General features: G+C 63.4%; 27 protein-coding genes and 1 pseudogene. 12 read left to right on the top strand and 16 right to left on the bottom strand.

Annotation, left to right across the window (positions count from 1 at the left end):
* Positions 1–146: 146 nt before the first annotated feature.
* The 3 genes from NKH37_RS12830 to NKH37_RS12840 all read right to left on the bottom strand — a co-directional run bounded on the left by NKH37_RS12830 (position 147) and on the right by NKH37_RS12840 (position 1,587).
* Positions 147–698 (bottom strand): terminase large subunit domain-containing protein, encoded by a 552-nt coding sequence (locus NKH37_RS12830; protein WP_352642931.1) that lies wholly within the window; start codon positions 696–698, stop codon positions 147–149.
* Positions 699–777: 79 nt separating this feature from the next.
* Entirely contained in the window at positions 778–1,176 is a 399-nt protein-coding gene (locus NKH37_RS12835) for a hypothetical protein (protein WP_023718144.1), read from the bottom strand.
* 3 nt (positions 1,177–1,179) lie between these two features.
* Entirely contained in the window at positions 1,180–1,587 is a 408-nt protein-coding gene (locus NKH37_RS12840; protein ID WP_023718143.1) for a hypothetical protein, read from the bottom strand.
* Between the two features lie 399 nt (positions 1,588–1,986).
* Between NKH37_RS12840 and NKH37_RS12845 the strand changes: the two genes are divergently transcribed.
* Positions 1,987–2,805, top strand: coding sequence for a class I SAM-dependent methyltransferase (locus tag NKH37_RS12845; RefSeq protein WP_353003517.1), 819 nt, complete (start codon positions 1,987–1,989; stop codon positions 2,803–2,805).
* A gap of 212 nt (positions 2,806–3,017) precedes the next feature.
* On the top strand, positions 3,018–3,323 hold the full coding sequence (locus NKH37_RS12850) for a hypothetical protein (protein ID WP_023675713.1): 306 nt from the start codon (positions 3,018–3,020) through the stop codon (positions 3,321–3,323).
* Between the two features lie 76 nt (positions 3,324–3,399).
* Here the strand turns inward: NKH37_RS12850 and NKH37_RS12855 are convergent, their stop codons facing one another.
* The 3 genes from NKH37_RS12855 to NKH37_RS12865 all read right to left on the bottom strand — a co-directional run bounded on the left by NKH37_RS12855 (position 3,400) and on the right by NKH37_RS12865 (position 5,558).
* Entirely contained in the window at positions 3,400–3,753 is a 354-nt protein-coding gene (locus tag NKH37_RS12855; protein WP_023718140.1) for a hypothetical protein, read from the bottom strand.
* A gap of 222 nt (positions 3,754–3,975) precedes the next feature.
* Complete coding sequence (locus tag NKH37_RS12860) at positions 3,976–4,407, bottom strand: DoxX family protein (RefSeq protein WP_352481623.1); 432 nt, start codon at positions 4,405–4,407, stop codon at positions 3,976–3,978.
* A 398-nt stretch (positions 4,408–4,805) separates the two neighbouring features.
* Positions 4,806–5,558, bottom strand: a complete 753-nt coding sequence (locus NKH37_RS12865) for a tryptophan 2,3-dioxygenase family protein (protein ID WP_352481624.1) — start codon at positions 5,556–5,558, stop codon at positions 4,806–4,808.
* 156 nt (positions 5,559–5,714) lie between these two features.
* Here NKH37_RS12865 and NKH37_RS12870 point away from each other — a divergent pair, with 156 nt between their 5' ends.
* A complete protein-coding gene (locus tag NKH37_RS12870; protein ID WP_031193729.1) occupies positions 5,715–6,191 on the top strand; it encodes an Lrp/AsnC family transcriptional regulator in 477 nt (158 codons plus the stop codon).
* Between the two features lie 24 nt (positions 6,192–6,215).
* Here NKH37_RS12870 and NKH37_RS12875 read toward each other — a convergent pair whose 3' ends face one another.
* Positions 6,216–6,689, bottom strand: a complete 474-nt coding sequence (locus tag NKH37_RS12875) for an Lrp/AsnC family transcriptional regulator (protein ID WP_023718137.1) — start codon at positions 6,687–6,689, stop codon at positions 6,216–6,218.
* A 111-nt stretch (positions 6,690–6,800) separates the two neighbouring features.
* Here NKH37_RS12875 and NKH37_RS12880 point away from each other — a divergent pair, with 111 nt between their 5' ends.
* Positions 6,801–7,367: an RBBP9/YdeN family alpha/beta hydrolase gene (locus NKH37_RS12880; RefSeq protein ID WP_352481625.1), complete on the top strand. Its 567-nt coding sequence runs from the start codon at positions 6,801–6,803 to the stop codon at positions 7,365–7,367.
* A 59-nt stretch (positions 7,368–7,426) separates the two neighbouring features.
* Here the strand turns inward: NKH37_RS12880 and NKH37_RS12885 are convergent, their stop codons facing one another.
* The 5 genes from NKH37_RS12885 to NKH37_RS12905 form a co-directional block, all read right to left on the bottom strand.
* Positions 7,427–8,380, bottom strand: a complete 954-nt coding sequence (locus tag NKH37_RS12885; protein ID WP_023718135.1) for a prohibitin family protein — start codon at positions 8,378–8,380, stop codon at positions 7,427–7,429.
* 151 nt (positions 8,381–8,531) lie between these two features.
* On the bottom strand, positions 8,532–9,239 hold the full coding sequence (locus NKH37_RS12890) for a GIN domain-containing protein (protein WP_352481626.1): 708 nt from the start codon (positions 9,237–9,239) through the stop codon (positions 8,532–8,534).
* 46 nt (positions 9,240–9,285) lie between these two features.
* Positions 9,286–9,852, bottom strand: coding sequence for a DUF1700 domain-containing protein (locus NKH37_RS12895; protein WP_023718133.1), 567 nt, complete (start codon positions 9,850–9,852; stop codon positions 9,286–9,288).
* Positions 9,849–10,175, bottom strand: coding sequence for a PadR family transcriptional regulator (locus NKH37_RS12900; RefSeq protein ID WP_023718132.1), 327 nt, complete (start codon positions 10,173–10,175; stop codon positions 9,849–9,851). Before NKH37_RS12900 ends, NKH37_RS12895 begins: the two co-directional genes overlap by 4 nt.
* Positions 10,176–10,344: 169 nt before the next feature.
* Positions 10,345–10,515 carry a hypothetical protein gene (locus tag NKH37_RS12905; protein WP_352642923.1) on the bottom strand — a complete coding sequence of 57 codons (171 nt, stop codon included), beginning with the start codon at positions 10,513–10,515 and terminating at the stop codon, positions 10,345–10,347.
* Positions 10,516–10,637: 122 nt separating this feature from the next.
* Here NKH37_RS12905 and NKH37_RS12910 point away from each other — a divergent pair, with 122 nt between their 5' ends.
* The 5 genes from NKH37_RS12910 to NKH37_RS12930 all read left to right on the top strand — a co-directional run bounded on the left by NKH37_RS12910 (position 10,638) and on the right by NKH37_RS12930 (position 12,453).
* Positions 10,638–10,892 (top strand): hypothetical protein, encoded by a 255-nt coding sequence (locus NKH37_RS12910; protein WP_023718130.1) that lies wholly within the window; start codon positions 10,638–10,640, stop codon positions 10,890–10,892.
* Positions 10,889–11,197 (top strand): hypothetical protein, encoded by a 309-nt coding sequence (locus tag NKH37_RS12915; protein WP_023675703.1) that lies wholly within the window; start codon positions 10,889–10,891, stop codon positions 11,195–11,197. The genes NKH37_RS12910 and NKH37_RS12915 overlap by 4 nt, the downstream gene beginning before the upstream one ends.
* Before the next feature lie 11 nt (positions 11,198–11,208).
* Positions 11,209–11,391 carry a DUF3606 domain-containing protein gene (locus NKH37_RS12920; RefSeq protein WP_023675702.1) on the top strand — a complete coding sequence of 61 codons (183 nt, stop codon included), beginning with the start codon at positions 11,209–11,211 and terminating at the stop codon, positions 11,389–11,391.
* Positions 11,392–11,600: 209 nt separating this feature from the next.
* Complete coding sequence (locus NKH37_RS12925; RefSeq protein WP_031193725.1) at positions 11,601–11,798, top strand: hypothetical protein; 198 nt, start codon at positions 11,601–11,603, stop codon at positions 11,796–11,798.
* Positions 11,799–11,841: 43 nt separating this feature from the next.
* Complete coding sequence (locus NKH37_RS12930) at positions 11,842–12,453, top strand: hypothetical protein (protein WP_023718128.1); 612 nt, start codon at positions 11,842–11,844, stop codon at positions 12,451–12,453.
* Between the two features lie 15 nt (positions 12,454–12,468).
* On the opposite strand, the gene NKH37_RS12935 is transcribed toward NKH37_RS12930, so the two are convergent.
* On the bottom strand, positions 12,469–13,374 hold the full coding sequence (locus tag NKH37_RS12935; RefSeq protein WP_023718127.1) for a S1C family serine protease: 906 nt from the start codon (positions 13,372–13,374) through the stop codon (positions 12,469–12,471).
* Positions 13,375–13,661: 287 nt separating this feature from the next.
* Here NKH37_RS12935 and yghU point away from each other — a divergent pair, with 287 nt between their 5' ends.
* Positions 13,662–14,549, top strand: coding sequence for a glutathione-dependent disulfide-bond oxidoreductase (gene yghU, locus NKH37_RS12940; protein WP_353003520.1), 888 nt, complete (start codon positions 13,662–13,664; stop codon positions 14,547–14,549).
* Here yghU and NKH37_RS12945 read toward each other — a convergent pair.
* Both NKH37_RS12945 and NKH37_RS12950 read right to left on the bottom strand, forming a co-directional pair.
* On the bottom strand, positions 14,546–15,364 hold the full coding sequence (locus NKH37_RS12945) for a hypothetical protein (protein WP_352917597.1): 819 nt from the start codon (positions 15,362–15,364) through the stop codon (positions 14,546–14,548). The two genes, yghU and NKH37_RS12945, sit on opposite strands and share 4 nt — an antisense overlap.
* Before the next feature lie 353 nt (positions 15,365–15,717).
* A complete protein-coding gene (locus tag NKH37_RS12950; protein ID WP_502895809.1) occupies positions 15,718–16,872 on the bottom strand; it encodes a KamA family radical SAM protein in 1,155 nt (384 codons plus the stop codon).
* A gap of 423 nt (positions 16,873–17,295) precedes the next feature.
* On the opposite strand from NKH37_RS12950, the pseudogene NKH37_RS12955 reads away from it, so the two are divergent.
* Positions 17,296–17,728: pseudogene (locus NKH37_RS12955) on the top strand (SAM-dependent methyltransferase).
* Positions 17,729–17,776: 48 nt separating this feature from the next.
* Here the strand turns inward: NKH37_RS12955 and NKH37_RS12960 are convergent.
* A complete protein-coding gene (locus NKH37_RS12960) occupies positions 17,777–19,399 on the bottom strand; it encodes an ABC-F family ATP-binding cassette domain-containing protein (RefSeq protein WP_353003521.1) in 1,623 nt (540 codons plus the stop codon).
* Between the two features lie 182 nt (positions 19,400–19,581).
* Between NKH37_RS12960 and NKH37_RS12965 the strand changes: the two genes are divergently transcribed.
* Positions 19,582–20,064: an Imm8 family immunity protein gene (locus tag NKH37_RS12965; protein WP_352643614.1), complete on the top strand. Its 483-nt coding sequence runs from the start codon at positions 19,582–19,584 to the stop codon at positions 20,062–20,064.
* Positions 20,065–20,066 lie beyond the last annotated feature (2 nt).

Below are 20,066 nucleotides of genomic sequence, written 5' to 3' on the forward strand. Positions count from 1 at the left end.
ATGGCAGCTTCAGCGTCTCGCTTATCCGCAAGCATTGGAGATTGGCGAAAGCCAATGCGACATCCAATCTCCCCACTAGAGGGGGAGATGTCCGGCAGGACAGAGGGGGCGCGAAGGAACGCGAGTTGCGCGATTTCGCAGCCCTGTCATCCCCTCCCCATCCCTCCCACCTGCTCCGCGGACAAAAACAGCAGCACCACGTCCGACATGCCGAGCAGCGGCGTGAAGGTGACGATGGTGATGCCGCCGGTGGCGTTGGTGCGGGTCAGTCCCTCGGAATAGATGTCGAGCGGCGGCTCCTCGTCGAACCAGACGCCGTGCAGCGTTTCGCCCTGCCATTTCTCGCGGCCTTTCTCGTAGCTCTTGAACGACAGCACCGATTCGTCGGCCTGGACATCGCCACCGCCGCCCCAGCGCACCACGATGCTGTCGAGCGCGCCCGGCGCCCGTCCCGCCATCGTGCTGACGATCGCGTCGGCCGGGATCATCCCGGTGCCCCAGGCCGCCTGCTGCTGCGGCGGGCCGATCAGGATGCGCTGCGGGTTGTCGCGCGTGCTTTCACCGGTGACGCCGGCCGCCCACATCCGTACCGCACAATCGAAAACCTTGCCTTGCCACCAATCGGGATAGCGGCCGGTGAGGTGCATCGCCCACTCGGCGCCGCCCGCCCTGGTCTTGCCGAGCTGGTTGCCGGCCATGAACAGGCGCTCGCGATTGGTCGCGCCGGCTGCGTGAAATTCGGCCTGTCGGGGATAAGGCCGATAGGCGGCAAGCTGGTTAGTGCGGCGCCTCCGGTCCAGCTCCGCCAGCAGGCTGAGATATTCCTTCCTTGCCGCCCGGCTGGGCGAAGCCTTTTGCGAAGTCCGGCTTCTCGAGGAACGGCCTAAGGACGGCTTCGAGGCCGCGGATGCGCTGCCTGATTTCGTCATCGCTCAATGCATCCAGATTGTTGATGTTGACACTAAGATCCTTGGGCAGCACCGAGAGCACGAGCTTCAGATACTGATCGGGCTTTTCGGCGCGCACCTCGGCGATGACGCCGGCGCCATGGGCGCGGAAATCGGCGCGGATCGCTTCGAGGAAGCCGTCGGCCAGCGTCTTCTTCGCCCGCTTGGTTCGCTTGCCGGGTGCTTGATCGTGCGGCTGGGGATCGCCGGTGGAAGGAGCCTTGGCCATGCCCTACTCTGCCGTCCCGGCGGAGATCGCCGGCTTCTTGTTGGCTGGCCGCACAATGCGCTTGCGCGGCTTGGCCTTCTTGCCGGCGCGTGCCGACTTCGGCTTGTGCGGCTGGCTCGCCGGCTTCGCATCAGTCAGCGTGCCGGGCTTCATCGCACCGGCGTCAAGCAAGGCATTCAGCCGTGCCCTGAGAATTGCCACCGCCTTGCCGTCGAGTGCTTCCGACGGGAAGCCGAAGCCGCCGACCGCATCGACGATACCGCCACGCAGCATACCGATCCGCACGCCGGCGGCGACCAGTTCGAAGCGGCCGATGCGTGCATAGGGTGCGGCGCCGGCGAACTCGCCAATGGCGCTGACGACCTCGTGGCCGTCATCGTCGGTGATGATGGTGGCGTAACGGTTGGACATGGGGATGTTCTCTGGGGTGGGCGCACGAGCGCGTTGCGGGATTCATGGTTGGTGATTTCGCGGTTCCGACGATCGTCAGGTCGCGTTCCTTCGCGCCCCTGTCCTGCCGGCCCCACAGCTGGCAGCTCACGTAACGTTTGGTCGAAAAGGAAGCCTGAAACAAAAAACCCGCCTCGGCGGGCGGGTCGTTGGAGCCAATTGGCACCATACCCAAATTAGTAGCATAGCTGCCGGCACAAAGCAAGAACAAAATGTGGCATCAGCGGAAAAAAATGCACTGACGACCTCGCACCCTTCATCGGTGGACGGCTGGAAAGAGGGGTTCTTTGGCGAGAAAGGCGGGGCATTGCGTGAGACTTGCGTTGATGGGATGGTGTTTGCGCTTGAGGGGAACGCGTCATGGGCAATGTCACCGGTCACTACGGCAGCGACGGCATCGTCGATCGCATATTGGCCGCGATCCCGGACGCCGACCCGGCCGGCAAACTCGCCGCCGCGCAACTCTATCCATTCGATCAGCTCCATGGCCGCGAACTGATCGCCACGCGGGAGCATGCTGCCCGTCTTGCGCCTTCGCCGATAGATCGGATCTTGGATATCGGCAGCGGCATTGGCGGGCCGGCAAGATTTCTGGCCTCGACCTATGGCTGCCAGGTCGACGGCATCGACCTGACGCCGGCCTTTGTCGCCGCGTCGAGCCGACTGACCGCACTCAGCGGATTGTCCGACAAGGTTCGCTTCCATCAGGCCGACGCGACGAAATTGCCTTTTGGCGACAGCACGTTCAATGCGGCGATCTGCTTCTATGTCGGCATGAACATCGAGAATAAGGCCGCGGTCATCGACGAGGCCTGGCGCGTGCTGAAACCGCGAGGCAGGCTGATCTGGACCGAGGCCGTGCTCGCCGGCGGCGAGCCGTACTACCCCATGCCCTGGGCGGTTTCGCCGGCGACCAGTCACCTCGCCGATCGGGAAAAATTGAAAACCCTGTTTGGCGATGCCGGGTTTCGCATCGACGAGATCGTCGACGAAACCGGCGAACATGTTGAGCTGGCGCTGCAGAGAGCCAATTCCGGCATCGTGCCCTCGCCGGCGAAGCAGCAGGCAAATGAAATCGTCATGGGCGCGGAATTCCTGCAGCGCCGCCGCAACTACATCCGAAGCCTGAGTGACGGAAAGCTCGCCTCGCTCGCCGTGATAGTCTCCAAACCGGCCTGAAACAAAAAACCCGCCTCGGGAGGCGGGTCGTCGGTGTGAATCAGCACCATACCCAGATTAGTAGCATAGCTGCCGGCACAAAGCAAGAACAAAATGTGGCGGCAGCAAAAAATGCGAGGTGGTGGGCGAGGCACACCGGCCGGCGAGACGCCACCGTCCGGATCAGAACAGGCATTCGCGCGTTTGAAGCTTAGCCAATGGGAGCAAAAGCCATGAATGTCGCCAATCTGCAACTCGAAGGCCTGCTTATGGCCATCGCATCGATCAATCAGGTGCTGGTCCGCAAGGGCGTGCTCTCTGTCGAGGAGATAGACATCGCCTTGCGCAAGGCCGAAGCCAGCGAGACCAACGAGGAAAGGTCCGAAGGCATGTCGGCGTCGAGCCGCGACGCCGTCAACTTCCCGATCCGACTGCTGGAGTTGGCCAATCAGTGTCAGCCGGAGACGGACATGCCGTCCTTCTCGAAACTGGCGCGCATGGTCGGTCAGATCAAGGAACCTTACAACGACCAGATGTGACGCGGCGATCATAACTGGCGCCGCGATCGGAGTTGACACAGCGATAACGGCTGCCGTGCCGGGCTGGCGGCGACTGCTAGCGGCCCTGCATGATCCTGATGACCTTGCTGTTGTCGGCGGTTGGCGAATGCAGCTTCACATAGTCGGCGTAGGTCAGTCTGCCACTGGCAATGGCATTGCTGATACGGCTGCACAGGGCCGTCTCGTACTTCGCCACGCTCACATTCATGAACGCAGCGTACGTTTTCTTTTCGCCGAGCGACGTGGATTTCTCTCTTGCAATGCAGTCCTTGATGACCAGGCGCTTCACGGCAGGGCTGCCTTCAAGCGTGGCATGCATCGTGTTGAATTCGCCTTCGGTCAACGTGGTGCAGCCGGCAAGCAGTGACGCGCCGATCATGGCGGCAGCAAAACGCGTGGCGATGTTCATGAATTCCCCCTCAAGACCCGTGTCTTGCTTAGCCCGTCGAAAGTTGGAAGTACAGAGGGAATGCAGGCGCCTCTACAAAAAGCATAAACCTAGAACGCCCGTTACTTTAGCTGTCGCTTTTATTGCACTCGACCTGCGATGGCCTGAATGACGGGACCCGGCCGTCCTCGATGTCACGACGATGCTGGTGCGGATCGAGACGCCGGATCCGAAATTCCGGCATCACCCCCTGCCAAGCTTCAGCGCCAGGACGCGGCCTGGCCCGTGCACGGCGGCAAACAGCAGCCCGGCCAGGAAGGTGAAATGGTCGACGAAGAAGCCGAACTCCGCCTGGTTGCCGGCCCAGTGCGATGGCCCGTGGAAGGCGAAGCCCAGGAACAGCACATAGGCGCCGGCGACGAGTGCTGCCCAGGAGAAGAAGGCGCCGGTCAGGAAGCATAGGACGAGGACGACCTCGAGCAGGGCTGCGCACCAGGCCAGGAACAGCGGGAACGGAAATCCGGCCGCCGCGATATAGCCGGCGGTGGCGCCGATATCGATGAATTTGAAGGTCACGGCCATCAGGAAGACGGCGGCAAAGATCAGGCGGGCGACAAGGATTGCCGCGGTCTGCCACGGCGACTGAACGGATGATTGAGTGGTTTCCAAGGTCATGATGTCCTCCCAAGAGTTGCGACGGTTTCGCCCCAAGGACGCACCACCAGCCGCAAGCCCGACATCATCCCCCGAAAAACCTGCAGGATACAAGCGCGTAGCGGGCCAGACATTGCAGAACCTGGTTCCTCGCCCAATGGAGGCAGGGCGCATATGGGCAAGTGCCCCCTCACCCGGATTGCCAACCGAATTGCGAAGGGCAATTCGGGGCAGTCCGACCTCTCCCCGAGGGGAGAGGAGGTCGCCTGCGTTGATGCCAGCCTCTTCTCCCCAGCGGGGAGAAGGTGGCCGCCCACGGGTCTTGCCTCCGGCAAGCCCGAGGACAGGCTCCGCGGCCGGATGAGGGGGACTCCCTATCGATTGCCTGCCTTTACTAGGGCGAGGAACCAGGTTCAGGACTACCCCACCTTGGCCCCCGGCTTGCTGATCGGCTCCCGTATCGTTCCATACTGGCTGCCCCAGCGGTCGGTCATCGCCCAGCGTATGTCCCAGAGCTCCGGGAAGAAGCGGTGGCGGGCGCCGGCCTCCAGCAATTCGACCGGCCGGCCCTTCAGCGATTTCGCGCCGAGGCCGATCGTGCGGTGGATGAGGTAGAGGTGGTTGGCGCGGAATTTCTGGAACAGCTCGTCGAACTCGACCAGCGCTTCGGCAACGACATAGCTGTCGCCGTGATCGTAGCCGGCATCGTAGACGTCCTCGACCGAGAGCCCGCGGCCATCGAGGTAGGACGCCTTGAAGGCCCGCCACAGATCGGGCGGCAGCCGCAGCAGCTGCTTGAAGCCCGGCGATTCCTGGCCGCTGCCATTGCCGAGCTGCAACCGGATCTGCTGGTATTCCTTGGGCGACATGGTTTCGAGCAGGTCGAGCTGCGCCGTCATCATGCGCATCAGCCGGTGCACGCGCCCCATCAGCGTGACGATGCGATGCGTGTCCTGCTTTTCCAGGAAATCGACGACGTCGACCAGCGTATAGGCGATGAGCTTCATCCACAGTTCCTCGACCTGATGCACGATCTGGAACTGCAGCTCGTCGGCATTGACCATCTCGGCCAGCGGCTTCTGGCAGGCGAGCAGCCTGTCGCATTTGAGGTAGACGCCATAGTCGCGCATCTCAGGCGTTTCGATGCGGGCATAATAGTCCTGCTTGTCCATGGCCATGCTCCTTGCCCCGGCCGTCGGGCCGCAGGCGCTTGTTGGGTCCCGGTCCCCGAGTCTAATCGCTTTCTTGCCGAACATTGTCCCTTTCTGTTATTCGGCTGGCGGGAAACAAAGGACAAAAACTGCATCTGAAGCGGAAGGAAAGAACGAATGCTGCTGGATGCGGTCGACCGGAAGATCGTCGCGGCGCTCGAACGCGATGCCCGCATCTCCTTTGCCGCGCTCGCCGACGAGGTTGGCCTGAGCAAGACGCCGTGCTGGAAGCGGGTCAAGGCGCTGGAGGACGCCGGCGTCATCCGCGGCTACTCGACCCGCATCGACCCGGCCAAGCTCGGCTTCGGCATCGAAGCCTTTATCCAGGTGTCGATCGATTTCGAGCTGTCGGACGCCTTCGAGGCGGCGGTGCAGAAGCATCCGCTGATCCGCCGCTGCCACGCCACGACAGGCGAGGCCGACTATCTCCTGCAGATCGTCACCGTCGACATGATGGCGCTCGACAGGATGCTGCGCGAGGAGCTCAGCCGGTTACCCGGCGTGCGGCGCACGATCACCTCGATGGCGATGCGCGAGATCAAGGGCGGCATCTCGTTCGCCAATGCCGTCGGGCATACGCAGACAAAGCGATAGACGGGCGGCGGGGCGGCGCCCCGGTCAGGCCCTCGTCACCAATTCGCGCCCCAGCCGCTTCGGTGGCTCGGCGCGCAGAACCACATTTGTCGTCACCGTGCCGTAGTGGCCGATGCTGTCGACGATGCTTTCAAGGTCGGGCGGTGACGGGACCACGACCTTGACCAGAAAACAGTCCTCGCCGGTCACCCGCAGTACCTCGATCACCTCCGGCAACTGGGCGAACTTCTTCAGGCAGGCCTGGATATGCTCATGCGTGGTGCGCAAGCGGATGACCGCCATGGTGCCGAGCCCGAGCGCTGCCGAATTGATCACCGCCTTGTAACCGGTGATGACGCCGCGCTCCTCCAGCCGCTTCACCCGTTCCGAAGCGGCGGGCTGGGACAGGCCGACGCGGCGGCCAAGCTCGGAGATGCCGATGCGGCCATCCTCCTGCATGATCTCGATGATCGCCAGATCGGTGGGATCGAGCCTTGGCCGATAATCGCCGTTCCGCATGATCACCTTTAATCCATCGGATTTCTTCGCTGCTTTCCGATGATCTCTCATTCCGCCGCCTGGGAGAAGACCTAGAATTGCGCGCGTTGCATCAGGAGAGAAGGGCTTCGCATGACCGAATTCATCATTGTGCCGGGCATCGGCGGATCGGGCAAAGCCCACTGGCAGACACGTTGGCAACAGGCGGACCTGGCGATGCGGCGGTTCAGCCCGGCGAGTTGGGACGCGCCGGACTTCGACGACTGGGTGGCTGCGCTGGAAGCCGCCGTAGGCCTGGCAAGGACACCACCGGTGCTCGTCGCCCATAGCCTCGGCTGCCTGCTGGTCGCGCACTGGCAGCGGATCTCGCCCCGCGAGGTCGGCGGCGCGTTGCTGGTTGCGGTTCCGGACCCTGCGTCGCCGGCCTTCCCCTCCTCCGCCCGCGCCTTCGCCGAGACACCGCAACAACGGCTTCGCTTTCCCTCGCTGATTGTCGCCAGCACCAACGATCCCTACGGCTCGCTGGACTATGTCCGGGCAAAATCCGAGCGCTGGGGCAGCGATCTCCATATCGCCGGACCGCTTGGCCACATCAATGGCGACAGCGGGCTCGGCGACTGGCCGGCGGGAATGGAGCTGCTGACGGCTTTTCTCGGGCAAACGCAAGCAAGCGCCCGAGGCGCCGTGCTTCAGCCGTGACCGCATCAGGACGGCTACCGCGCCGCCGCCCTGACCTGGTTGCGCCGCGATGCCGCGCCTCAGTTCGATGCTGCGGCCGGCGAGCTGAGTTCGAGGAACGGTACGGTTGAGCCCGGGATCATCGACTTCGGCAATTCCCCGTTCCATCTCTCCGCCTTGGTCAGTTCGACCAGCAGCGGATTGTTGGCGATTGCGGCGGCGCGGGCCTTGATGGCTTCCGCGGTCGCCTCGCCTTCGATCCTGGTCTTGTAGGCGCTGGCTTCGGCTTCGGCCTTGACGCTGTCGGCGCGGCCCTTGGCCTGGGTGACGGCGATGTCGGCCTTGATCTTTTCCTGCTGCAGGTTTTGTTCCTGCTTCTGCACCTCGACCTGCGCCGTCATCCTGGCTTCGACCGCCTGCTCGTAGGCGTCGGAGAAGTCGATGTTCTCGACCTGCACGCTGTCGATCATCACCGGGCCATCGGTTACCGCCGCAATGGCCTCGGCGACGTCCTTGTTGAACTTCGCCCGGTTCTGGATCACCGACACCGCGTCGTACTGGCCGAACACCGTCTTGATTTCCTGCGGTGCTTTCCTGGCGATGACACGGTCGGCCAGTGCCTCGATCGACCCGTAATTGGTGTAGACGTTGCTGACTTCGGCGGCCGGCACGTGGAAATTGACGGTGACGCGCATGTCCGCCGGCTGCTGGTCGCGCGAATAGGCCTGCATGGCCGGCAGGCCGCTGCAATCGTTCTGGTTCTCGCAGCCCCATTTGAGCACCTGCTGGCGCAGGCTGATCTTCTCGACGCGCTGCAGCCATGGCAGCTTGAAATGCAGCCCGGGATCGACGACCGAGCTCAGCGCCCCGTTGGTCAAGAGCACGCCGCGGTCGCCCTGGTCGATCGTGTACCAGGATCCCAGGAGCGCAAAGACGCCGAGCGCCACGATGACGAGGGCGATCAGGCCGGAACCGATCGACGCCGTCCCCGGCTTGCCCTGCGGACGGCCCGAATTGCCTTGCGTATCGGTCATTGCCCCACCCCAACTTGATTGCCCGTGCTGGTTTTGCCCACAATAGTGGCGGCATTGCAATCCTCTGGACATGGAAGGATGTTCGCGCCGGCCGGTCGGACCGGCCGGGTGGTTCGGGCCGGCCAGGACAATTCCCTACGCCGAAATTGCTTTACGGCACCTGCGTAATGCTGCCGCTGCCTCTGACCTCCGAACGCCGCATGGTCGGGTGCCCATAGACGTCGACGTCACCGCTGCCGGAAATCGTGACGTCCGCATACGCTTGTGCGGTAATCTCCGCATCGCCGCTGCCGCGGATCTCGATCCGCGCGGATTGGGCGATAAGGTTCCTGAGCCGGCCGGTGCCCGAACCGCGGATATCCAGATCGACCGTCTGGGCGGTTCCGGTTGCGGTAACGCTGCCGCTGCCGCGGATGTTCAGCTGCAGCCCGGGCTGATTGATCTGCGACAGGGCAAGGTCGCCGCTGCCGACCACTTTCCAGTCTGAAATTGCCGGCCCCGACACGCTGACATCGAACCGGGACGCGAACCAGCCCGGTTCGCAATCCAAGGTGAGCCTGCTGCCTTCCATCCGCACATGGTCGATCAGGGTCGACTCGCCGCTGACGACGGCCTCGGCCTTGTCACCCGGCTGATAACGGACTGAAGCCGGCAAAGCGATCGTGAAACTGCCGTCGTTGCGGAACGGCAGCGTGACCTCTTTTCTGGTCGATGTGGTTGCTCCGCAGGTGGATTGTCCGCCAATCCATGAACCCCCGGCGTTGATCCAGTCCGGCCCGGCCAGCCCGATGCCGACGGCCAGGAAGAGCGCGGCGCCGGCCAGTCCCGCCGCTGCGACGAATGCCAGTTTTCCCGTCATGGTCCGTTTCCTTCAACGTGATGACAAATTGCGATCTTGGCACCGCTCAAGCCTGGTTGCGGTCCGGGTGGGTCAGACGGGAATGCATCCGGGCATAGCGCCCGAAGACCTGTATGCCGGCGCTCGACCCCAGCAACAGCAGGGCGCCGCCGCCGAGGAACCCGCACACCAGTCCGGCGCCGATGAAGACGCGGCCAAGCATCGCCGTGAGCGTGCCGCCGGGCTCGAACAGCAGCGTGGTCAGAATGATCTTGATGCCCAGCGCACCGATGGCGACAAGCGTGATGCCAAGGCCGAGCGCAAGCACGACCGCGGTGATGAGCAGCGGCAGCAGGAAGACGATGTCGACGAAGGCAAGGCCGGCAAGCGCGAACGTCGCCGCCAACATGTTCGACACGCTCCAATGAGTTTCAAAACGGCGCAGCCCAGCTTCGGCGCGGAGTTCGCGGGCAAGCCTGGCCGGGTCACCCAGGGCCGCCGCGACCTCCGCTTCGCTGCGGCCCGAGGCATCGGCGAAATGGGCGGCGTAGTCGCCAATAATATCCTCGATCTCCTGAGTTGGCAGGCCGGCGAGCCCCAGTCTCAATTTTCGCAGGAAGGCATCCCTGGTCATGGCAAATCCTCAAGAAGTTTGTCGACTGCGCCCGCGAGCGAGCGCCAGTCGCGGCGATGAGCTTCGAAAGCCTGCTGGCCGAGCGGCGTGAGCCGGTAATATTTGCGCGGCGGCCCGCTGCTCGACTCGACGATGCGGGTGGCGACGAGGCCGTCATTCTGCATCCGCCGCATCAGCGGATAGATCGTGCCTTCTCCCATGTTCACAGCGGCGACCAGCGTGCTGGCGATCTCGTAGCCATAGCTTTCGCCCCGCGACAGCACGGCCAGGACGCACAACTCGAGAGCGCCTTTTCGCAACTGCACCTGGATCGAGTCGGTCATGCGTAACTTCCAATTCAATGGCTGTATATAACACGCTACCTGTTTATGCAAGGTAGCGATTGGTAGCTCGCCATCAGGCTAGGCGGACAATGGAGATTGGCTTTGAAAACCGCTTGTCTGTTTGACGCAGTTCCGGACGGAAAACCGCCGACACTTTTCTGGAACCGCTTTAGCGGACTTCCACTCCAGCCGCAGCGCCGCGCTGGTAGGCGTTGCCTGACGCGTCCTTCTGCCGTTCGGCATCGCTTTTGCGCTTCGGGCAATCCTCGTAATTGTGGTCGCGCCCACCGCAGTAGGAGCAGCATTTTGCCGGCGCGTCGGAGCGAAGCATCGTTGGCATGCACAAGAATGCACGAAAACCCGACAGATTGCTAAGGCTGCGGCACCGGCAAGGTCGATTTCGCCACGGAACCGCTGCCGTCGCATGAAAGTTATCTGCTCATTGCAACCGGAGCACAGGACATGGCCGACGACCAGAACCGCTACGAGACCGGAGCGAGGAAATATCCGGCAAAGACGAGCCCCGACGCGGCCGACGAATTCTCGCAGGATGCGGCCGGCAACAAGCCACCTCCCGGCGGCATGGGATTGACCAGGCCGGCTGACGATTTCGACGACAAGACCCGGCATTCGGAGGGCCAGAACCCGCCGCGCGCAGCGATCCGTCCAGACGGCAAGGCTACCGTCAAGAAGCCCGGCAAGGACGCAAGACGATGAACGTCGCCAATCTCCAGCTCGAAGGACTGATGATGGCAATCGCGGCCGTCAACAACGCGCTGGTCCACAAGGGCCTGTTATCGGTCGACGAAGTCGACATGGCGTTGCGCCGGGCCGAGGCGGCGATGACCAGCGACGAGCGTCTCTATGAAGACATGTCGCCGTCCAACCGCGACGCCGTCTGCTTTCCGCTCAGGCTGCTGCAGGCGGCCAACAATGCCCAGGGCGAAACCGGCGTGCCGTCCTTTGCCGAACTGGCCAGGATGGTCGGCCGGACCAAGGAGCCCTATAACGACCAGATGTGATGGAGGACGCCATGGCCGACGACAAATCCAAGACCAAGCAGGATCGCAAACTGGTCTCCGGCGAAGAGCCATACGAGGTCGCTGCGTTTGCCCGCAAATACGGCATACCGCAAAGCGAGGCCGCGACCATTATCAAGCGCTACGGCCCCTCGAGGAGGAAGCTCGACGCGCATATGGCGAGCCGCAACGCCTGATCCACGTTGGCGGCCGGCGCCGCTCACGCCAGAAGCGTCCCTGCCCTGCCGCCTTGTCGAGATCCGCCCCGCCGGGCGGCCTGCTGTGTGTCAGGCTCGCCGCTGCGGGATTCAACGCCTGGTTTTGATAGCCGTGGAATACTCTCGCGGCGCAACAACTCATTTACCTCGACACTGTACCAGTCCGGTGAGCAAAGCCGGGGGGTCGGATGCAGGAACAACTATTGCGCTACGAATGTGTCTTGGAGCCGAACGGACGATGGATGGTGTGGGACATCGTTCACGATCTGCCGGCGCAATTTTCGCAGATCGCGCTGATCGGCCTGAGCCGTCGTGAAGCGGTTTCGCTCTGCCGGCTGCTCAACGAGACGAGCCGTTCCGAGACGCGGCAGAGCCGGGCCTCCTGAGAAGCGCGTGCGTCTCAGGCCTGCCCAAGCTCGGGGGATTTACATGCGATCGACAATATTCGGTCTGGTCCTGTTGCTGCCGGCCGCCGCCCTGGCGGAGCCGATCGAGACCCAGAAGATCATCACGGCGGCGACCGGCGACTGGAACGGCGATGGCGCCGCCGATCTGGCGATGATCGTCGAGACCGAGCCCGGCTATTCCATGGACCTGCATTTGTTCCTCAGGGACCGCGACGGCAATTTTCTCAGGCCTGCCGGGGTCGTGCATGAACAGATTTACGCGGAATGGAAGGACTACGACCGGCCAGGCCCCGCCACATCCGACGCCGAGCCCGAACTCACCGCGCTCCCCAACGGCTCGATCAAGCTCTATATTCCGGCGATGGAGATCGGCAGCGAGCGGACCAACAAGACGCTGACGCTCGCCTGGCGCAACGGCACGTTCGTCGTCGCCGGTTTCGCCTACGAATATTGGGATTACATGGACGACAATGTTGCCGGCGACTGCGACTACAATGTGCTGACCGGCAAGGGCAAAAGCAGCAAGAAGCTGGCGGACGGCACCACCAGGCACGCGACCGTATCGGTCGAAGGCAAGGTCATCCCGTTCGCGGAGTGGACCCCAGGCACTGGCTTCAGCGCTTGCGGAGCGTGAGAGGTTTCGGTTGCCTCACTGCAGCGGCGGCTTCCACAGCAGGCTGTTGCGATCGGCGGATTTGACGCGCAGCCAGGTTTCGCGGCCGTCGCGCAGCACGCGGATCGGGATCTCGGCGCCCGCCGGGCCGCTCTTCCACAGCTTGCGATAAAAATCGGCGAGCCCGTCGACCGCCGCGTCGCGGACATCCGAGATGACGTCGCCCTGGCGTAGGCCCGCCTGGGCGGCGGGGCCGCCCTCGGCGACGCTCATCACCACGACCTTGCCGTCGCTCTCGGCCGAGAAGGCGCCGAGCCACGGCCGCGGCGGCCTGGCGACCTGGCCGCGCGTCAGGAGATCGTCGAGGATAGGCGGCAGCAGATCGATCGGCACCACCATGTTGATGTCGGCGACCTCACCGTTGCGGCTCATCTGCAGGCGCAGCGAACCGATGCCGAGCAGCCTGCCATCAGCGCCGATGAGGCCGGCGCCGCCCCATGAGGGGTGGGCCGGCGCCGTGAAGATCGCTTCGTCGAGCAGATATTCCCAATAGCCGGCGAATTCCTGCTTGGTGACGATCTGCGCCCGCACCGAGCGGCCGACGCCGTCGGCGAGCACGACGGGATCGCCGATCTTCGCCCTGGACGCATCACCGAGCGCAATGGCGGGCAGTCCGAGCGGCGCCAGCGCCTGCACCAGGCCGAAGCCCGATTCCTGATCGTAGGCGAGCGCATGGGCGGGCACCACGCGGCCGTCCTGGTCGGCCAGCCAGACCTCCTCGGCCTCGGTGATGAGATAGCCGATAGTGAGCACCAACCCGTCGCCGCGGATGACGACGCCGCTGCCTTCGCGGCGGGTGCCCAGCGCGTCTGCCGTGAAGGCGTCTTCGGGGACGGTGGCGCGGACGGCCACGATGGATCGCAAAAGGGGCTCGATATTCATGCTTTGGTTCCTGACAATGTTCGCAGGCTGATATGAGGTTCGCAGGCCGATATGGGCTATAGGTATGGCGCAGGTGACCAGGCGCAAGAGGCGGCGCCGGCTTTGGTGTGGACCGGCGCCTCGCCGTTGGCGCCGGGGTTTTGCAACAGCGCCGGCCGCCCTATCTGTACCTACGGCTATCCGAAGCTGTCCTATGCAAAGTTCCTCCTCCATCACCCAAGTTGATACCCTGAGATCCTCCCCAATCCTTCCAATCCCCAATCCTTCCAATCCAAAGGCCTCCCGACATGAACGACTACACAACGGACCAATATACGCCGCCAAAAGTCTGGACCTGGAACAAGCCAAATGGCGGCGCTTTCGCCAGCATCAACCGGCCGATCGCCGGCCCGACGCATGACAAGGAACTGCCGGTCGGCAAGCATCCGCTGCAGCTTTATTCGCTGGCGACGCCGAACGGCGTCAAGGTGACGATCATGCTGGAGGAGCTTCTGGCGCTCGGCCACAGCGGCGCCGAATACGACGCCTGGCCGATCAGGATCAATGACGGCGACCAGTTCGGCAGCGGCTTCGTCGAGGTCAACCCCAACTCCAAGATCCCGGCCATGATGGACCGCAGCGGCGAAAAGCCGATCCGCATCTTCGAATCCGGTTCGATCCTGCTCTATCTCGCCGAAAAATTCGGCGAATTCCTGCCGACAGAGCAGCCGGCTCGTGCCGAAACCCTGTCATGGCTGTTCTGGCAGATGGGGTCGGCGCCCTATCTCGGCGGCGGCTTCGGCCATTTCTATGCCTATGCGCCGATGAAGATCGAATATGCCATCGACCGCTTCGCCATGGAGACCAAGCGGCAGATGGACGTGCTTGACCGGCGCCTGGCCGAAAGCGAGTATTTAGGCGGCAGCGACTACACGATTGCCGACATCGCGGTGTGGCCCTGGTATGGCGGGCTGGCCAAGGGCCGCATGTATGATGATTCCGGCGAGTTCCTGCAGGTGGAAGAGTACAAGAACGTGCAGCGCTGGGCCGACGCCATCGACGCCCGGCCGGCGGTCAAGCGCGGCCGCATGGTCAACCGCACCTTCGGCCAGCCTTCGATGCAGCTGCACGAGCGCCATGACGCCAGCGACTTCGAGACGAAGACGCAAGACAAGCTCGAGGCGGCCAAAAGCTAAGCGGACGACGCGCCGATCTCCCCCCTCGTGGGGGAGATTGGCAGCTTCGGCTGGCTCGCCTCCACCGCCGCCATCCACAGCCGGTCGATATCGGCCAGGAATTTCTCGTCGAGCTTGTCGAGGTGCTTCCAGTACATACCGTCCTCGAAGAAATAGCCGAGTTCCTTCTCGATCCTGTCGGCCTCCTCCGCGCGATCGAGCCGCAGGCCGGCAAGCACCTCCGCCTTCATTTCCGAAAGCTGAGAGGAAGAAAGCGCATCGAGTTCGTCGAGCGTCAGCCGCGGGAAGATCAGCCGGCTGCGCGGCAGGTCGGATAGGTTGACGCACAGGCACCCGCGCCGGAGCGCATGGATGAGCAGGCGGGCCGACTTCGCCTCGAGGTTGCGCAGCGTGACGTCGTTGCGCAAAGGGTCGGCGCGGCCGACGCCGTAAAAATGCGTGTTGCCGGGCTGGTCGTAGATCATGTCGCAGCCAAGGAATGCCAGCACGTCGGGCTTCTGGCTGTGGATCGTCCAGTAGGCCGCCGTCATCGACATGGTGCCGCCGGCATAGACGAAGCCGCCAAAGCTGTTTTGCGCCGGAACGTAATGCGAGGCGCTGAAGATCTGCGCCTGCTGCAGGGGATCGCCTTGCGGCATCCGCTCCGCCGGGAAATCGCCGGCATGGACGAGGAAATCCCAGTCGGGGCGCACGCGCCAGGCATTGTTGATGGCGACGATCTTGCCGAAGGCCTGCTTGGGCCAGGCCGCGCAGCGCACCACATCGGGGGCGCTGCCGATCAGCAGAATCACGTTTGGCGTTCCGTCGATCACCATACCCCCTCTCGACCGACCGAAATGCATCTCAAGGCCGCCCGGTTGAACGGCTTTATAGCCTCAACGCCGCATCGAAACACCAGCCGGATTTAGGCTGACATCAACAAAAGGGAGCTTTGCCAGCCGGTTGTAAAGTGTGGCCTCAGGCACCGTCGTATAAGCAGGAGGCAGGTTTTCCCGCTAGCCCAAAACCGACGATATGAGTTGGGCGATATATATTAGTTGACTAAACTAGCGGAACGTCCAATGCACATTCCCAGAACCGAACATGTCCTGTCTAGACCATGATATCTATATGGGACATTACTACATAAGCTGAACGCGACCTCGACGGTTCGGTGGCTGCGCGTCCCCTACTCCCCAGCAACCTCCCTGTACGCCCTCACAACCCCATCAAGCCCACGTATCTGCCACGTCTCCCCGTCCCGCGCCTCGAGATAGGACCGGCCGAGCGGCACTTTCCCTCCGCCGTCCGGCAGGTCCAGCACATAGACGGGGTTGCAGATGCCCGACAGGCGCGCACGCAAGGCGCTGACCAGCGCCTGGCCCTCGGCGATCGTGGTGCGCCGGTGCGCCATGCCGCGCGCGAGATCGCCGTGGTGCAGGTAATAGGGTTTGACGCCAAGGCGGTACATCAGCTCGCGGCACAGCTCTTCCAGCACCTCGACCGTGTCGTTCACGCCTTTCAGCAGAACGCTCTGGTTCAGCAGCACGAAGCCGCCCTGCCTTAAAGTACGGCAGGCCCGCTCGGTCGCCTCGGTGATCTCGCGCGGATGGTTGAAATGGGTGACGACCGTGACCATCAGCCGGCCCTGCAAGGCTTGAACCAGCCCGCCGGTGACGCGCGAGGGCAGCGCCACGGGCACGCGGGTGTGGATGCGCAACAGCCGCACATGCTGGATCGCCTCGACGCGGGCGCGGATTTCCGTCAGCGTCTTGTCCGGCAGGGAGAGCGGATCGCCGCCGGTCAGAATCACCTCGCGGATTTCCGGATGGGACTCGATGTAGGCGAACGCCGGCTCCAGCGCCTCGCGCGAAAAACCCCGGCCGATCGAGGTCAGCGACTCCTTGCGAAAGCAGAACCGGCAATAGACCGCGCATTGATAGGTCGGGAACAGCAGAACCCGGTCGGCATGGCGATGCGTCAATCTCGGCACCGGACTGAAGGCGTGGTCGGCGATCGGATCGTCGAGCTCGCCCTCCTGCTCCGTCAGTTCATTGGGCGACGGGATGACCTGAAGCCGTATCGGATCGGCCGGGTCGCTCCAGTCGATCAGGTCGAGATAGGCCTTGGGAATGCGAACCTTGTGACGCGTGGCCGCGGCTTCGGCCGCCGCGCGCTCGGCAGGCGACAGCGGCAGGGAATCCAGATCGCCTATGTGCCGCACGCCCTCGCGAACATCGTCCTGCCATGCGGCATCCGCCTCGTCGGCACGCTCGTCATCGGCTGTCATGCCGGCCGCATCGACGGCCATGCTGGCGTCGGGGATGTCGGGATGTGAGGTCATGGAGGCTCCTTGAATTCGGGCTGGGTACAGCATTGGAGCCACGACTTGAAGGCAATAAGCGGTGTTGGGCCGGTTGGAGTGCGCGGCCAGGAGGCGGCGGCCGTCCACTGATCAGAACCAACGTCCCGCCCGCTGACGCATAACATTAGCTTGCTCTTATATTAGCTTGAGCGTATACACATAAACGGCCGGTAATCTACCCCCCACCGGTTAGGCTCGGCGCCAGTCCCTCCCTACCCCTCAGGTCAACGACGCCGGGCCGCTCGGCCGCCGCAATTGAGGCGACCGACCAGTTCTCTTCGATGTTGATCATGTCCCTCCTCGACCCGGCAGCTGGGTGAATGCATCGGCGATGTCCGCGTGTCTTCCCGTCGCCGGCCGCGGTCGCTAATCTCGGATCGCGAAAAAGCTGGAGAACAGGGAATGGCGAACGACTTGTCGCCAAGGCTTTTGGCGATCATCAACGCGCTGCCTTTGCGGCCGGGCATGCGAGTGCTGGAGATCGGCTGCGGTCCAGGTGCTGCAGCGCGCGAGATCGCGCGCCGGATCGGCGGCGGGCATGTGCTGGCGATCGATCGCTCGGCCAAGGCCATCGCGCAGGCCAGGGCCGCCTCGCGCGCCGAGATTGCGGCAGGCCGGTTGAGTCTTCGCCAGGTTCGCGATCGAAGATTTCGAGTTGGAGGCCGACGAGAAGCGCTTCGATATTGCCGTTGCGGTGCGCGTCGGCGCGCTGGATGGGCGTCATCCCGAAGCAGGAAAAATCGCCCTGCGGCGGCTCGGCGCCGCGTTGACCGCGCAAGGCCAGCTGTTCATCGACGGCGGCGATCCGCTGCGCGAAATTGCGATACACGGCTGAACAGCTCGTGCTTAGCCTCCGGAATCGAGCGGCAGCTGGGTCCGCGCCTCAGCTCCTCAACCCCGGCGCCTCCTGCCCGGTGCGCTCGACATATTCGGTGTAGCCGCCGCCATAGGTGTGGATGCCCTCGGGCGTCAGTTCCAGCACCCGGTTCGACAGCGCTGCCAGGAAATGGCGGTCATGCGAGACGAACAGCATGGTCCCCTCGTACTGCGACAGCGCCGTGATCAGCATCTCCTTGGTGGCGATGTCGAGGTGGTTGGTCGGCTCGTCCAGCACCAGCAAATTGGGCGGGTCGAACAGCATCAACGCCATCACCAGCCGCGCCTTCTCGCCGCCCGACAGCACGCGGCATTTCTTCTCGATCTCGTCGCCGGAAAAGCCGAAGCAGCCGGCCAGCGCCCTGAGCGGTGCCTGGCCTGCCTGCGGAAACGCGTCCTCCAGCGTCTGGAACACGGTGCGCTCGCCCCCCAGCACTTCCATGGCGTGCTGGGCGAAATAGCCCATCTTGACGCTCGGGCCGCGCGCCACAGTGCCATTGTCCGGCTCGGAAGCGCCAGCCACCAGCTTCAGCAGCGTCGACTTGCCGGCGCCGTTGACGCCCATGATGCACCAGCGCTCGCGGCGGCGCACCTGAAAATCCAATCCCTCGTAGATCGAGCGGCTGCCATAGCCCTTGTGCACGTTCTTCAGCGTCACCACGTCCTCGCCGCAGCGCGGCGCCGGCTGGAAATCGAACGACACTTTCTGGCGCCGCTTGGGCGGCTCGACCCGGTCGATCTTGTCCAGCTTCTTCACCCGGCTCTGCACCTGGGCGGCATGCGAGGCACGTGCCTTGAAGCGCTCGATGAAGGCGATCTCCTTGGCCAGCATCGCCTGCTGGCGCTCGAACTGCGCCTGCTGCTGCCGATCGGCAATCGCCCGCTGCTGCTGGTAGAATTCGTAGTTGCCGGAGTAAGCGGTCAGCGAACCGCCGTCGATCTCGACCACCTTGTTGACGATGCGGTTCATGAACTCGCGGTCGTGCGAGGTCATCAGCAGCGCGCCGTCATAGTTCTTCAGGAACTGCTCCAGCCAGATCAGGCTTTCCAGGTCGAGATGGTTGCTCGGCTCGTCGAGCAGCATGGCGTCGGGCCGCATCAAAAGTATCCTGGCCAGCGCGACGCGCATCTTCCAGCCGCCGGAGAGTTTCCCGACGTCGCCGTCCATCATCTCCTGGCTGAAGCCGAGCCCGTCCAGCACCTCGCGAGCCCGCCCATCCAGCGCATAGCCGTCGAGCTCCTCGAAGCGGTGCTGCGCCTCGCCGTAGCGGGCGATGATCTCGTCCATCTCACCGGCGCGATCGGGGTCGCCCATGGCGTGCTCGAGCTCGCGCATCTCGGCCGCCACTTCGCTCACCGGCCCGGCGCCGTCCATCACTTCGGCAACGGCGCTGCGGCCTTCCATGTCGCCGACATCCTGGCTGAAATAGCCGATGGTGACGCCGCGATCGACCGAGACCTGGCCCTCGTCGGGCTGCTCCTCGCCGTTGATCATGCGAAACAGCGTCGTCTTGCCGGCGCCGTTAGGCCCGACCAGCCCGACCTTCTCGCCCTTCTGCAACGCGGCGGAGGCTTCGATGAAGACGATCTGCCGGCCGTTCTGCTTGCTGATATTTTCGAGACGTATCATGCTTCCACGCGAGGCTTCAGGGATTTTCCCCGCGCCTTACGCGATCGGCCCCCTCAGAGGAAGCCTGCAAATCATGAACGCCTGCGCCAAATCGCCCAAAGCCTTCAGGGTCGATGGACATCGATTGCCCGGCCGAGAATTGGTCACTACCTTGCGGTGATTGCAAGCTTGCAAAGACGGCCATGTCAAATATCGTCTATCCATCCCGGCTGAGGTTGAGAGGCGTTAGCGCAGGGAATCTCGGTCCAATATTGAAAAACGGTCATCTTGTTACGGAAAGCCTGATCAGCGAGGGGTGTACCGAGCAGGAAATCCGCTCCGGCATGAAAATCCCGGACAGCGAGAAAATACTGGAACAGTGGCGGCCGACGGATCCCAAGAGCTTCGCTCTAGCACTAACCCTGGCGATCGGGTGGGACGAGGATATTGGAAGCGATTACTTCGAGGTGTACGTCATCGCTAACCAGATCAGAGACCAGATAAATCTCAATCGGCGCGCGGTCATCTTCGTCGAAGAGTTTGACTGGCCCAGTCTCAAACAAAGCCTCCTCAACATTCTCGATAAATGCGAAGGAACAACGTGGAAGGAAAGCGTCCGCGCATTACGAAAACGCTTCGAATGGGAATACGACGGAATGGCCGCATACGAGTCTTGGCTTAAGTAGCC

The sequence above is a fragment of the Mesorhizobium sp. M1217 genome (genome assembly GCF_040318275.1).
GTDB lineage: Bacteria > Pseudomonadota > Alphaproteobacteria > Rhizobiales > Rhizobiaceae > Mesorhizobium.